This window comes from Haladaptatus pallidirubidus (assembly GCF_020700235.1).
In the GTDB taxonomy this organism is placed as follows: domain Archaea; phylum Halobacteriota; class Halobacteria; order Halobacteriales; family Haladaptataceae; genus Haladaptatus; species Haladaptatus pallidirubidus.
This window is the reverse complement of sequence record NZ_CP085304.1, coordinates 149,018-162,891: the sequence shown is the minus strand read 5'-3', so window position 1 is coordinate 162,891 and position 13,874 is coordinate 149,018. Positions and strand designations below refer to the sequence as shown.

Below are 13,874 nucleotides of genomic sequence, written 5' to 3'. Positions count from 1 at the left end.
ACGTTCGAGGTCGCTCCCAGCGATCACACTATCGAACGCAGCGCCAGAAGTGAGTGCGGAGGTCGCAAGAAGGCGTCGGTTGCGAGACGCTACGGTGACCACGCCATTCGAGATCAATTAGCTGTTGGCAGCACTCTCGTCATCTCTAGACGGCTGGATGGGAGTGCATCCGTGCCCGGCGAAGAAACTCGTCCGTACCTCGAAGAGCTCCATCTATCCGATTCGCAGTGAATCGGTGGGTCCGAATAGCACCGTATTGGAAAAAATTCATAGTAGTGGCCGGCTCTGAATAACGTATGCAACTCGGCCTGTGTACGATCTCCAACAAGGAGTGGGATAGTACGCGCATCATCCGCCTCGCGAGCGACCTCGGCTTCGAAACCGTGGAAATCTGGGGAACGGAAGCCCACGTCGGGGACGGACCGAGCGAGCGGTACGAGGAAATACGGCACGCCATCAGATCGATGGGTCTGACGTACGGGTCCTATCTCCGCCCAGGAACGGACAGTTACGATGATGAGTGGAAGTCCGAACTCCAGATCGCAGATCAACTCGGAGCCGATATCATTCGTGTTTGGCCGGGAGAGCAGAACTACGGTGAGCATACTCGGGACCACTGGGAGCGGACGGTTGATGACCTCCAGCACGTTGCCCGTCGAGCCGCAGACCGTAATCTGACCGTCACCGTCGAAAAACATGGTGGAACACTTACCTACCGCGACGAGGGAGCGAAAAAGCTTATCGAGGCCGTCGACGAACACAACTGCGGACTCAACTGGCAGCCGATCTTCCACGACACGGCGGCGGAGGTGCTGGAAAGCGCCGAATGGCTCGCACCACTCACGAACAACGTCCACTTACAGGCCGTGATCGAAAGGGAGCACCCCGACGGAGAAAAGCGAAATCGCTGCTTGCTCCGCGACGCATACTTCGACGTGGAGGCGGTGCTCGATGTGTTCGATTCCAGTGGTTTCGACGGGGTCATCGGGGTAGAGTTCGTCACCCCTTCACTGTCGTATCGGGAGGCGATCGCGAACGATTACGACTATCTACAGCAGGCGCTGAACACCGTCGGATAATTGGCCGGTCGCTCGCACCGCAGAACAGGCTCACTCGACCGATCCTCCCAGTTTTTTACTAATGAATCGGTTTGTTCCTCCCGCACGCCCGCGATCGTGAACAGGCGAGCGTCCGATCAGTGTCGACTCCTCGATAGACAACGCAGCGGACGTGGCCTCCGCCAATCCTGCAAAATTCTTAAGCGTCTGCTCGGATATCTGCAGGTCACAGAATGACACTCGAGGGTGACGGTATCGATGTCGATTTCTCAGAAGAGGGAGTCCCATTTTCGCACTTTTACAGCGGAATGGGATACAACAACACCGACTTTACGTACACGCCGCAGTACCGGCGGATGTACTCGTATTTCACTTCTTATCCATCCGAGACGACCTACATCCGGATGCACAACATCCTCACGTCCCACGGCCGGGGTGATTACTACTTCCACGAAGGAGATGACTACAACGGGCGCGGCGAAGGTGCCGCCTGTATGCTCACCGAGGACGATCATCTCGAATATGATTGGACCCACGTCGATCGGGTATACGACATCCTCATCGAGCATGATATGAAGCCGATCGTGGAGATCGAGCGGATGCCCGCGGACCTCCGGGACTCGAAGAAGGACTATCCCGCACCCGCCGATTACGATCTCTGGCGGACGTTCGTGAAGGCGTTCGTCCAGCATCTCACCGAACGGTACGGCCACGACGAGGTGGCGACCTAGTACTTCGAGACGTGGAACGAACCGGACAACCACGCCGCATGGGGTCCCGAAGAAGGCGATTACACTGATTTCTTCCGTTACTGGGACTATTCCGTAGACGCGGTCAAGAGCGTCTCCGATGCCTACCGGGTCGGTGGCCCGGGAACGAAGCAGGCAGAACGCGCATTCGAACTCTTCGACCGATTCCTGAATCACTGCGTCAACGGGGAGAACTACTGTACGGGCGAGATCGGGACACCGATTGATTTCGTTTCGGTCCATTGTAAGGGAGTTCGTCCGAAGCGCGAGGACCAGCAACCCCGGACGGAGAAGATAATTGACGACGTCCGCTGGTATCTAGATATCCTCGACGAGTATCCCTCGCTTTCGGACGTCGAATTCTTCAATGACGAAAGCGACGTCGCGTGGAGCGGGAACATGGGGCCGGACGACTTCGATTGGCTCGAATTCCGGAATACACGATACTTCGCGGGCTTCAACTGCAAGCTCGTCGATCTGTACTGTCGGGTCGTCGAAAACGAATACGGCTACGAAATGAGCCGCATGGTGGCCGACAACTGCCACCTTCACTGGGAAAGTTCCCTGTTCAGCGGGAATCGCAGCCGTCTCACGCCAGTCTTCCATTATCCGACCACGGATCTCATCAAAAAGCCCGTCTTCAACAGTCACCACCTTCTGGAAAAACTTGGGACCCGTCGATTCACGCCTGTCGTACATGAGTCCACGGACGCCGTCGGCGTCCTTCCTACCGCCGCCGACGGGTACGTGTCCGTCCTCGTCTGGCATTTCGACGATGACCTGACAGCGACAGATGAGCGCGGCGTCCACCTTCATCTAGAGAACCTGCCGCTTTCCGACGAAACACAGTTGATCGAGTATCGGATTGACGACGCTCACAGCAACTCCTACACGGCGTGGAAAGAGCATGGCGGGGATCCCGCACCGGCGCGATCGGCACTCCGGGAGATCCGTGCGCGCCAGAACCTCGAATCTACCCATCCCGCACGGACGGTCGACGTGAGCGACGGAAGCGTCGAACTCCAAACCCGCTTACCAGCCCACTCGGTCGCTCTCTTCGTGCTACACGAGCCGACGACGCTCGCTACCGATTCCGACGTCGACCTCTGTGCTTCTCTCGAGATTGACGTCTACGGTGAACCGAATGTTTTCCTCTCGTGGGAATACCTAAACAGTACGTATGTCTCTCACTACCTGATTTATCGTACGCGTGATAACACTACGATGACGTTCGGTTCCGATCGGAACGTCACCGCTTCAACGTTCGTCGACATGGACGTCGAGCGAGACGAAGAGTACACGTACACCGTCTCGGCGGTCGGTATGGACGGACGAGAGGTGGAATTGGCGGAAACGAGGGTCGAGGTGAGCGAACGAACGGTCAACTTCTGATCGAACGTCTACGGATACCGTTGCACGCGCGATGAAGAATTAATGAACGGCAGTCGGTGCTGATCGCTCGTATTTACGACGACCTCGGCCCCGATTACTCGTAACTGTCCGATCAATCCGGAGGGAGGCCGCACGTCCGGATAGAATGGGACGAGCTAACTGGGGCAGTCTTCAGTTCTACAGCGAGTTGAGGAATTCGGCACATACCTCGATCGAGATTGCAGGATCTTCCGGTGCGTCGTGCTCAAAGATGAGCCACTTCGCACCACTAGCGCGCGGCTTCGGCGCAGCCGGGTATGTCGCCGTCTCTCTCGCCAATCTCGCGGAAACCCTCGTTTCGTTCCGCATCCGAGTCTTTCATGTAGATCAAGGACATCCGATCTCCGTACGTCTCGATGAGTTCGACAGGATCTCGGCCGGTGTAGTGCACCCAGCTGATGTCCAGTTCGATACCAATGTCGGTCTATTCGATGAGCGCTTCGAATCCTGTAAGACCATCGGCGAGTTCGATGAACTCGTGTTCGTGATTGTGGTAGTGAAGATCCCAATCGGGTCATCGAGCGCCGTCGAGAGGGCGACAAGGCGCGTCGCCGTTTCTTTGATTGCTTCGGCCGACTCGAAGTCCTCCGTCGGAAGGTGGGGAACAACCGCTTCGTCGACGGCAACGAAGCGATAGGCCTCAGTTACCTCGCTGAGGCGCTCTTCGAGATCACTGGCAACGACATGCGCACTCATGACCTCGAAGTCCGGTCTCCGCGAGTTTCTTGTGAATCGGCTTCGTGTCGGCGTTAAGCGCGGGTGTGGTGCCCGAAGAACTGAATTCCGTCGTACTTCGCCTCGGCGACGCGCTCGATTACCACCCCCACCGAAGCATCCAGTTCGCGGACGCTGTAGACAATGATGTCAGTTTGTGCCATGATTCGAGAAGGATCGGGGAGAGTATCGTTATTACGGTTAGCTCTGAATCGATGACGGTTTCGGATTTGTGATTCCCGCCGTAGCGGATCGAGTACTCTCTTATCGGGACGAAACCGCTTTCAGTCTTCCGTCGGCCGAGGCTGGAGCTCGCCCGATTCGACCCTCTCCTGTAGGGGTTGTCGTCGATGTCGATTCGCGCCCGCAACCGAGCTGACTTGTAGGCGCCGAAAATGAGTTTCATCGCTCGAAGCGCATTCTCGACCGGGAGTTCGGGTTCGACACCGGTTATGAGATACTCGACGATGTGCTCGATGCCGCGGTCGACCGCGCTGATCTCCTCGGCTTCGACAATTTCCACTCGGCCTCGTCCGCTCGCCTGCACCGGAGTTCTACCTCTCCCGCGACCTCAATCACGCCCTCGGTGCAACACGACCGGTGTTTACTGCACACTAAATCGAGGCCGACACCCTTGCTTCCGGTCGAACAGAGTCCATAGGCTCCGTTATCGTACTCCCAGATGTTGTCTTTGGATGATGTACAGTAGTCGACAAAAAATGTTCGTCTTTCAGTGAACGCACAGGAGAAGAAAATACCCGGTATGGGATCGAACGGGGTTAGTTCGAACGCAAGCCTACCGACCGATACCCGACACGTCGCTGATCCGTATTGCGTACGCCGGCGCTTCCGTCGGAGGGTCCTCCGGCAGCGCGACGGAGAAGTCCCCGTCTCGGTCGAAATCGAGATCCAGGTCACCATCAAGGAGTTCGACACTATCGATCGTTTCCAGATCGACGTGATCCTCGATCCCCAACACGAGGTCATCGGTCGGCCAGTCGAGGCAGATCGCGTATAACGTCTCGTCTTTCCACGTATAGCGCACCTCAACGTCGCTTATCGAGTCTTCGGAGGTCGCCCAGTAGGTCGTCCCGTAGATCGCTTCTCCGTTGGTATCAAGCCATGTTCCGAGGCCTGTGAGTGGTCGTTTCTGGAGATCGGGGATAGTTCCATCCGCTTTGGGTCCGACGTTGATGAGTAGATTTCCATTTTTCGAAACGATATCGACGAACGACTGAATTAACTCCTCGGCTGTCAGGTGGTCCTCCTCTGTTTCCGCTGCATTGTAGCCGAAAGAAAAGCCGAGCCCGCGGCACGCTTCCCACTTATCTTCGGAGATCTCATCGTAGGTTTCGTACTCCGGCGTAGAGAAGTCAGCGTGAGAACCTCTGGCGTCAGTTGCAGCGCGATCGTTGACGGCGACCGTTTTGTCCCACTCCGCGGCGGCATTGTAATAGTCGGCAATGATTTCGCGTGCATGGACGCGATCACTGTCGGCGCACGGAACGTCAAACCAGAGGAGATCAGGTTCGTACTTGCGGATGAGCTCCCGATGTTTCGCGTTCATGAAATCGACGTACTCCGGCCCCGGCCCGGCGTCTTCGCTTCGGTAATCTCCGCCAGCGCCCTCGAAACCGGGGTGACCGAACCGACCCTCGAACCCGGGTTGGTAGTAGTTTAGGTTGGCGTGGTACGATGCGGCGAACTTCATATCCCGATCGCGAACAGACGCCGCCAAGTCGCCGACGAGATCGCGTTCAGGACCCATCTCCACGGCGTTGTACTTCGTGTAATGGGAGTCCCATAGCGCGAACCCGTCGTGGTGCTCGCCCGTGAGGACGACGTACCCCGCACCCACATCGGCGAAGAACTCCGCCCACTCGTCTGGATCCCAGTTTTCGGCCGTAAACTCCCCGGCGAAATCGATGTATTCGACGTCCTCACCGTAGTGTTCACGGTGGTACTCGTACCAGGAACTTCCTTTATCGTACATATAATACGGGTACCATTCGGCGTAGTGCTCTCCAATGGGCGCCCAGGCGGGAACAGAGTATAGACCCCAGTGGATGAAGATTCCGAGTTTGGCATCGTGGTACCAGTCCGGAGCGGAATGTGTATCGATTGATGACCACATCGGTTCGTACTTCTTAGACATTAACTTCGAATTTTAATGGGACACATATATAGGCTTTCCTAACAGCAACATTGGTGAAGTTCGTCGTAGTCTCACCACCAGCCCATTCGATCGTCTCACCGCGGAGTCCTCCCTCCGGTGGCTACTTAAGCGCGGGTAGATACTCTTCGTTGGCTTCGATAAGTTCCTCAGTCATCTCGTGAATCTCGTCAAGGGAGATGGCAGCCGCCGTTAAGGGGTCGTGCTTAACCGCTCTATGCACTTTCTGCCGGTCATTCTCTAGTGCGGCCTCGACAGCGAGTTCGTGGACCGTCGTATGTTGATGGGAGAATTCTGCCACTTCAATCGGGAGTTCACCAACCGAACACGGGCGGATGCCCGTACGGTCAATGAGGGCCGGAACTTCGACACACGCATCGGACGGAAGATTCGTGATAGCTGAGGTTTCGTTGCTGACGTTGAGGTTGACTCGGCGGCTCGTGTCCGTTTCCAGTGAATGGATGATGCGCGAGGCGTATTCCTCGGAGAGTTGAACAGTAGACTCCGTGAGTTCGTCGTCGGGTTGGGAACCGTCCCGTTGCTTGGAACGGTCCTTCCAGCCTTCGAGGTACGTCGCAGTCGGCATCCGTCCTGCCGATGTGGTACCAGTCATCTCGTCGATGACCGCTTGGTCGGTACGGAAGTAGGGGACATACTCGCTCATGTGATGGGAAGACTCGGTGGGAAAGTAACCGAAGTGCTTCATCATCTCGAACCGGACCGTGTCCTGCTTGTAAACGGCTCGGTCATCCATCGCATCGAAAAGATAGGGATAAATGCTCTCTCCTTCGTACTTTGCTTCGAGAAACCACGCGACGTGGTTGATACCTGCGACCCAGTAATCGAGTTCCTCGGTGGGGATGCCGACGTAATCTGTGAGAGCCTCGGCAGTGTGAGGGACGCTATGACAGAGTCCGACTGTCTTGACTTCGGTCGCATCGTACATCGCCTTGCAGAGAATGGACATCGGATTCGTGTAGTTGAGAAGGAGTGCGTCCGGACAGAGTTTCTCGATATCGCGTCCGATATCGAGCATGATCGGAATCGTCCGGAGGCCGCGGAAGATGCCTCCCGGACCGATGGTGTCACCGATAGCTTGCTTGACGCCGTACTTCTGAGGGATTCGAATCTCGTTTTCGAATGGTTCAGTACCACCGACGTTGATCATGTTGAGGACGTAGTCTGCGTCCTCCAAGGCTTCTCGCCTGTCAGTCGTCGCCTCGATAGTCGTATCAACGCCTTCGTTGTTGACCATCGCTTCAGCAACTGTGGTCGTCTGCGCTAGCCGGTGTTCATCTATATCCATTAGCGAGATCGTGCTATCGGAGAGTTCCTCGAACGAGAGGATGTCACCGATTAGTGTCGTAGCAAACTCCATGCTACCAGCTCCGATAAAGGTCACTTTGGGCATGTGTGTCTATACTAGCGAGTGATTGCTATTTAAAATATTCGTCAACAGCAGCCTCAATTCTAAACTGTGCGACACCGCGGGGCTATCCGAGACCCGTTCGTGGAAGCCGCAGTTATCTGTCGGTGCATTCTTTCGGGAGTCACCCACCCGCCTAAATGGCCTCCGATTTCAGCAGGTACTGAGACACTTGGTGGAAGTTCCCGTAAGTGGCTACTACCCAGTTAGCGGTTAAACGCTATCATGAATGGCTCATAGTCGGATTCATCACGGCATCACACCATTTAGAGCGATAAAACGGGATACTTCTGCCGCTCTTTAGGAAAACGATGTAAGCAATCAGACCCGGTGATCCTCAAGATTCATTACGATAGAGTGAGTCTGGCGAGTGATGGCAGACATGGAATACACGTACCTAGGCGAGACTGGACTGGAAGTATCCAAACTTTGCCTTGGTTGTATGAATTTCGGTAGCGGATGGCGTCCCACATATCAAGATGACTGGACAGTCGGAGAAGAAGATGGTGTTGAAGTAATAGACCATGCGATCGAGAACGGTATCAACTTCCTAGACACAGCAAATACATATTCGACTGGCGGTAGCGAACGAATTGTTGGTAAAGCGATTCAAGAATACGACCGAAATGAAGTAGTTGTCGCCACTAAGGTCCGTAACGAGATGCGTCAAGGGCCGAATGGTGAGGGCCTCTCTAGAAAACACATTCTTGATCAGGCAGACGCGAGCCTTGAGCGTCTCGATACAGATTATATCGATCTCTACCAGATCCACCGCTGGGACGACAATACACCCATCGAAGAGACGTTATCAGCACTCGACCATCTCGTCAATGAAGGAAAAGTTAGATATATTGGAGCAAGTACAATGCCCGCGTGGAAGTTCATGAAAGCACTGTATACCAGCGATGTTGAAAATCTCGATCGGTTCATCAGTATGCAGCCCGAATATAGTCTCGTGCGTCGCCACGAGGAAGAGAACGTTCTTCCCCTTTGTGACGAGGAAGATATCGGGGTTATTCCGTGGTCACCCCTTTACGGTGGATTTCTTACGGGAAAATACGAGCGGGAGGAGGAATCGCCTGATGGGTCTCGGTTAGGGGAGAGCGGACGATCCCCCGATGAAGTCTATAGTGACGAGGAGTGGCAAGTCCTCGATGTTGTCCGAGAACTCGCCAAGGAACGTGGCGTATCTCCTACGCAAGTTAGCCTCGCGTGGTTACTCCACAATGAGATTGTTACTGCGCCAATCATTGGCCCCAAAACAACTGAACAGCTTGATGAGAATATTAGAGCACTCGGAGTCGCTCTCACTGATGAGGAAATAGAGCGACTCGAAGCTCCTATTGACCCAGTTTGGACGGCATCACAGTAATTAAACATCCTCACAAATAGTCATTTTTCACAGTAACTTTGTTTCGTAGAGCGAATACAAGCAGTTCAACTTCCAACACATCAGACGGTCAATATGAGCAAAGTGACCTGCCACGATGCGATCGCCAGTATACGATGGCCCAAACCCCTTTTCACCATGATGGTCAATTTCTAAGATTTATTTGTAATTCGACATATTAGTTCAGGTACTTGTACCATGGCTTCTACCCTACGTCGCCGCGTTCGTCCCATTCGCTTTGTGCTTCGTTCGACTGTACCACATGGTATCACCACAGGAAATTAGCACATGAAGGGAGAGGTGTTGTGAACGAAAAATTGTTTATTTTCTCGTGTCGAGAGACTTGATTCATCCTCGGTTGTACGAATGCTCACTCCAGTGCCTTTGTATTTCCGTAAGTCGCTGTCACACCTTCCAAAGGCGTAGCCCATTCAGTAGCATTAGTTATGATTCGACGAATTTCGTCTTGGTAATAGATTGGGTACTCCTCATGGCCAGGCTGGAAGTAAAAGATTCTACCCTTCCCACGTTTGTAACAACATCCACTTCGGAGAACTTCGCCTCCCGCAAACCAACCGATAAACACGATCTCGTCCGGTTTCGGTATATTTTGCGGTTCACCATACATCTCTTCTTCAGGAATCTCAACATACTCCTCAATTCCGTCAGCTATCGGGTGGCTTGGGTCAACAACCCAGAGACGTTCTCGATCGTCATGTCGCCACTTGATGCGAGTAGATGTCCCCATCAGTCGCTTGAAGACCTTTGATCCTCTTGCCGAATGAAGTGGTATAAATCCCATCCCGTTATGGATACGTGAGATAACGCGGTCAACCACCTCGTCTTTGACTTCGTCATTTGCAATATGACTCCACCAGATTAGAACATCTGTATCATCGAGAACCTCTTCCGAAAGACCATGTTCTGGTTCGTCAAGGGTCGCAGTCCGCACGTCGTAATCTTTGCTATCCAGCGCTTCTGCAATAGCGGTATGAATCCCGTCTGGATAAACTTCACGTGCTTGCTCATCCTGCTGTTCATGACGATTTTCGTTCCACACAGTAACCTTGGTGGGCATGACGTATGAATAGATTGATTCACAGATAATAAAGGAATGGATTGCAGTAAGAATACATCAATAGTTCAGACGGCTAGAAACCTGTGATTATATAATCAATTCATTACTTCACTTCTCCAAGACGTAGTTCTTCTCGTACCGGGAGCAGTACTCGTTTCTCGAACTCAAATTTGGTAAGTATGAATTCACTCTCGAGTGGCAACCGAAGAGACGAACAAAGAACTTCATAGTATGATATAATATTAATTTATGTAAAATAGAGAAAGAATAATTGAGGGAAATCAGCTGTTCCTCATTAATGAATACCCACCCAGGGTACTCCGGTAGCCTGAATAGAATGATTGGCTATTGGATAAATTTGTTTCCTATGAGATCACGAGTATTCAAAAAGGCAGCCGAAACCAAGTCTCACCAGTATCCCCTAAGTCGGAATCTATTCTATTTATGCAATCATATTCTTTATATTTGTGGTGTCGGCGCTGGTTGAAATCTGGATCAGGAATATTGTTCGGGTCTGCATTACTGAACACGGAACAAGATATTCCTCGACAGTATATGCCCTAGTTTTCCTTTCGGGCAGGATCCGCTATCGATAATGAGTATTGTATAACAGCACTACTTTTGTTATTCATATAGACGCTTTCGAGATGGGGAGGGGATTGAATACAATCAATTTTATATTAATTTATAAATAAATTAGATTAATTTTAAATCTCCGTGATTATTCCTGGCCAATATTCAATAATAGTGAATCCAGCTGGACTTCGAAATCAGCTCTCTCAAAGGCCATCCACAGAGGGATATATGAAGGAGGTCTCGATTCGGATCACGCAGTAATATCTATCCGTAAGCGATATTTAACTCAATAATATTGACTGCGCTTCTGAGCAATTCCGGAATCTCTTCTTCGAATCGCTCCTGCTGCATTCGACTCAGCGGACCTGAAACACTAATTGCTGCTTCTATGTACTCATCGTTTCTCAGAACCGGTGCAGCTACGCATCTCAAGCCCTTCAACCGCTCTTGCCTATCAAAGGCAACCCCCGTTTTCCTGATTTGTTCTAGCTCATCGAACAATTTTGACTGGCTGGTGATCGTGTTCTCAGTTGATCTTACCATTCCGTGCCGATCGAGAATTGACTTAACGCGCTCTTCGGGCATATGTGCAAGGATAGCTTTTCCGAGCGCGGTGTTATGTAAGTGGACTTGCCCTCCAGTGTACTTATCAACGCTCACTGCTTGAGATCCGACTTCACGCAGGATGTAAATTCCCTTGCCATGCTCCTCAACGAGTAGATTCGCCAATTCTCCAGTTTCTTGAGCGAGTGATGCCACTTCAGGTTTCGCGACCTCGTAGACGTTCTGTCGATGTCTTGCGAAAGCTCCTAGCCCGAGAAACTTTATAGCTACATGATATTCATTCCCCTGTTTCACCACGTATCCTCTTTCCCTGAGTGTACTAAGATAGTTATGAACGGAACTTTTCGTGATTCCAGTGTACTCAGCAAGTTCGGTCACACCCGCTCCGTCCAGTTCCTGTAGTGCCTCTGTAATATCGAACGTTTTATGTACGGATTTTACCGGATGTTGTGCCTTGTTAGACTGGTCCATAGCCCCCTTTTGGATTCACCAAATAAAAATATTTCTCCATCATTAGTGAATCCTGCTATATCTATCAGACTCGCCCAATTATACACACCTTTCTTCGATATTAACTAACTAATTCTTACTTGAATCAAACTCGAAACACATTGTGAAATGTATAGGGGCACATCGACGCTATTTCTATCAGCTTCGGATTATCGATCAAATAATCACCGATAATATAATAATTGTATAATGTTTATCGACGTGCCTTATTCAGTTTATCTACCTGAGTAAGGGAGCAACGGAGTATATGGTAGAGAATGATGAACATGGCGTACATAATATGCGTCTTTAGGCGGATACTCTTATTGCGGAAGGAATCGAGAACCTAATGCAATCAAGTCAGGTAGATATGACGTCTTCTGTACACCGATCCCCTACGACGGGTGCGATGGTTCGCAAGTCCGTTTGCTTGTCCGTCCACTAGGGTAAACTGCAACGATTTCGGAAATCGAATAGACTGAAAACCTAATTGATGTCGATTTATCGATGGAGGGCTCACTTACATCTTCTCTTACTTGTAGACGTGGACGCTACCTGTTTGGTTCGAATCGATATACTCCCAGTCGTACTCAACTCCGAGACCAGGATCTGTAGGAACAGGGACTGTCCCGTCAGCGGCGACATCATCGAGCATGTCTGAGTAGTCACCCAGATATACAGGCGGTTGTGTATTCTGACACTGAGGATGAACAAGTGCCAATTCGTAATAATTAGCGTTGCGAATCGCTGCAATACAATGGCGTTGGGCGGGACCAGGCGCATGGAACTCGACGTCGAGGCCGAACCCCTCCGCGACTCGTGCGATCTTCATGGCACCGGTGATGCCGGCGTCGTACTCAGGATCGGCACGGACGAAGTCTGTACCACTACTCTCAATAAAATCGGTATGTGGTTCAAGTCCGCGAATATGTTCTGTTTGAAGAATCGGTGTGTCGAGCATTTCTCGCAGTTTTCGGTGACTATGCTGTGAAATGCCCCCGTCACGATAAGGATCCTCTAGCCAAAAGAACCCTGCTTCGTCGCAGGCACGGCCGATTTTGATTGCTTCACCAAACGTTTCATACTCGCAAGCTGGGTCAAGCATAAGATCCATTTTGTCGCCGATACGGTCACCAAGAAGCCTTACTGTCTCAATTTCGCGATTGAGATCCCGTGAATTCTCGCTTCCTCCCCACCCATGTACTTTGAATCCAGAAAATCCCCGATTATGGCACTCTTCTGCAAATTTGGCGAATGCTTTCGGCGTGTCAAGACCGCCGTTTTCATCGCCATGGTAAGTTGAGGCATACGCTGGAATTCGCTCACGATAGGTACCGAGCAGTTCGTGGATCGGTGCGTTGTATTGCTTGCCGGCAATATCCCACAAGGCGATATCGATAGGGCCGATACCCATACGGTCGTATTTTCTGAGTGCGCGCTTCATCTCGCTCCAGTGCTTTTCTCGATGAAGCGGATTCTTGCCGATAAGATAGTTCGCAAACATATTGATCTGGGCTGCTCCTGGTGAGTTTCCCCCCACGTACTCACCAATAACCCCCTCGTCGGTATGTATCTTGATCGCGAATAATTTTCGCGTAGTCGTTGTTCCTGGATCGTATACTAAGTTAAATCCGTGATAGTCTGTACCGACATCTTCTAACGGATATTCAAACTCGGTGCTTTCGATCCTCGTTATTTCGAGAGTCACACAACTGTGGATACTTCCCTTGGATAATAAAATATCGTTTGGTATCGTCTTCAGTTGCAATCTGTAATCTTCAGTCTAGATTACGCATGGAGCTGCTCGTTGTCTCATCAATTTGATTTATAATGGAGAACAAACATTATAAGTCAACATATCGATTCCAGCCATGTTGAAGCCTACACTGAGGCTCACAATAATGTCCCCACCGATGTAACCAATGCAATGGAACGCGGTGGCTTCCGGAACTTTGAACTGTATATCAGGGGGACCGTCGCTGTCTGTCTACTTGAGGTTGATGACATCGACCACTATCTTGATGTCGTCACTGATGATCCGGCAATCGAACGGTGAGAGCGGCGTGTGGCCGTATACTAAGAAGATGGAGTGGAAGTTGATGCACTACCTGAGGAACAGATCCCGTTCATGGAACAAATCTGGTCACATCGACCGGAGAAATAACGTCTTGCGTATAGAATCGCCATGGCTTCCGTCTTACCTGTGAAATGCAATGCTCATATCTG

General features: G+C 51.6%; 10 protein-coding genes and 1 pseudogene. 5 read left to right on the top strand and 6 right to left on the bottom strand.

The genetic code is table 11. From position 1 onward, the window contains the following. The first annotated feature begins 296 nt into the window (after nt 1–296). The 3 genes and pseudogenes from LIX15_RS26305 (at nt 297) to LIX15_RS26295 (ending at nt 3,875) form a co-directional block, all read left to right on the top strand. Nucleotides 297–1,079, top strand: a complete 783-nt coding sequence (locus LIX15_RS26305) for a sugar phosphate isomerase/epimerase family protein (RefSeq protein WP_227777855.1) — start codon at nt 297–299, stop codon at nt 1,077–1,079. A 212-nt stretch (nt 1,080–1,291) separates the two neighbouring features. Continuing rightward, nucleotides 1,292–3,199, top strand: a pseudogene (locus LIX15_RS26300) (GH39 family glycosyl hydrolase). Nucleotides 3,200–3,344: 145 nt separating this feature from the next. After that, a complete protein-coding gene (locus tag LIX15_RS26295) occupies nt 3,345–3,875 on the top strand; it encodes a hypothetical protein (protein ID WP_227777854.1) in 531 nt (176 codons plus the stop codon). Between the two features lie 177 nt (nt 3,876–4,052). On the opposite strand, the gene LIX15_RS26290 is transcribed toward LIX15_RS26295, so the two are convergent. The 3 genes from LIX15_RS26290 to melA form a co-directional block, all read right to left on the bottom strand. Then, nucleotides 4,053–4,475 (bottom strand): hypothetical protein, encoded by a 423-nt coding sequence (locus LIX15_RS26290; protein WP_227777853.1) that lies wholly within the window; start codon nt 4,473–4,475, stop codon nt 4,053–4,055. 273 nt (nt 4,476–4,748) lie between these two features. Next, a complete protein-coding gene (locus tag LIX15_RS26285; RefSeq protein WP_227777852.1) occupies nt 4,749–6,107 on the bottom strand; it encodes an alpha-L-fucosidase in 1,359 nt (452 codons plus the stop codon). 121 nt (nt 6,108–6,228) lie between these two features. Next, entirely contained in the window at nt 6,229–7,536 is a 1,308-nt protein-coding gene (gene melA, locus LIX15_RS26280; protein ID WP_227777851.1) for an alpha-galactosidase, read from the bottom strand. 388 nt (nt 7,537–7,924) lie between these two features. Between melA and LIX15_RS26275 the strand changes: the two genes are divergently transcribed. Then, nucleotides 7,925–8,923, top strand: a complete 999-nt coding sequence (locus tag LIX15_RS26275) for an aldo/keto reductase (RefSeq protein WP_227777850.1) — start codon at nt 7,925–7,927, stop codon at nt 8,921–8,923. A 388-nt stretch (nt 8,924–9,311) separates the two neighbouring features. Here LIX15_RS26275 and LIX15_RS26270 read toward each other — a convergent pair whose 3' ends face one another. From LIX15_RS26270 to LIX15_RS26260, 3 genes are all read right to left on the bottom strand, one after another. Further along, a complete protein-coding gene (locus LIX15_RS26270) occupies nt 9,312–10,019 on the bottom strand; it encodes a ThuA domain-containing protein (protein ID WP_227777849.1) in 708 nt (235 codons plus the stop codon). An 840-nt stretch (nt 10,020–10,859) separates the two neighbouring features. Next, nucleotides 10,860–11,630 carry an IclR family transcriptional regulator gene (locus LIX15_RS26265; protein WP_227777848.1) on the bottom strand — a complete coding sequence of 257 codons (771 nt, stop codon included), beginning with the start codon at nt 11,628–11,630 and terminating at the stop codon, nt 10,860–10,862. A 550-nt stretch (nt 11,631–12,180) separates the two neighbouring features. Beyond that, a complete protein-coding gene (locus LIX15_RS26260; RefSeq protein WP_227777847.1) occupies nt 12,181–13,356 on the bottom strand; it encodes an enolase C-terminal domain-like protein in 1,176 nt (391 codons plus the stop codon). A gap of 135 nt (nt 13,357–13,491) precedes the next feature. Here LIX15_RS26260 and LIX15_RS26255 point away from each other — a divergent pair, with 135 nt between their 5' ends. Continuing rightward, nucleotides 13,492–13,704, top strand: a complete 213-nt coding sequence (locus tag LIX15_RS26255) for an L-rhamnose mutarotase (protein WP_345413086.1) — start codon at nt 13,492–13,494, stop codon at nt 13,702–13,704. The last annotated feature ends 170 nt before the right edge of the window (nt 13,705–13,874 follow it).

Coding starts and splice junctions, on each gene's coding strand:
- LIX15_RS26305 (WP_227777855.1), top strand. CDS start 297: ATGCAACTCGGCCTGTGTACGATCTCCAACAAGGAGTGGGATAGTACG.
- LIX15_RS26295 (WP_227777854.1), top strand. CDS start 3,345: ATGGGACGAGCTAACTGGGGCAGTCTTCAGTTCTACAGCGAGTTGAGG.
- LIX15_RS26285 (WP_227777852.1), bottom strand. CDS start 6,107: ATGTCTAAGAAGTACGAACCGATGTGGTCATCAATCGATACACATTCC.
- melA (WP_227777851.1), bottom strand. CDS start 7,536: ATGCCCAAAGTGACCTTTATCGGAGCTGGTAGCATGGAGTTTGCTACG.
- LIX15_RS26275 (WP_227777850.1), top strand. CDS start 7,925: ATGGCAGACATGGAATACACGTACCTAGGCGAGACTGGACTGGAAGTA.
- LIX15_RS26270 (WP_227777849.1), bottom strand. CDS start 10,019: ATGCCCACCAAGGTTACTGTGTGGAACGAAAATCGTCATGAACAGCAG.
- LIX15_RS26265 (WP_227777848.1), bottom strand. CDS start 11,630: ATGGACCAGTCTAACAAGGCACAACATCCGGTAAAATCCGTACATAAA.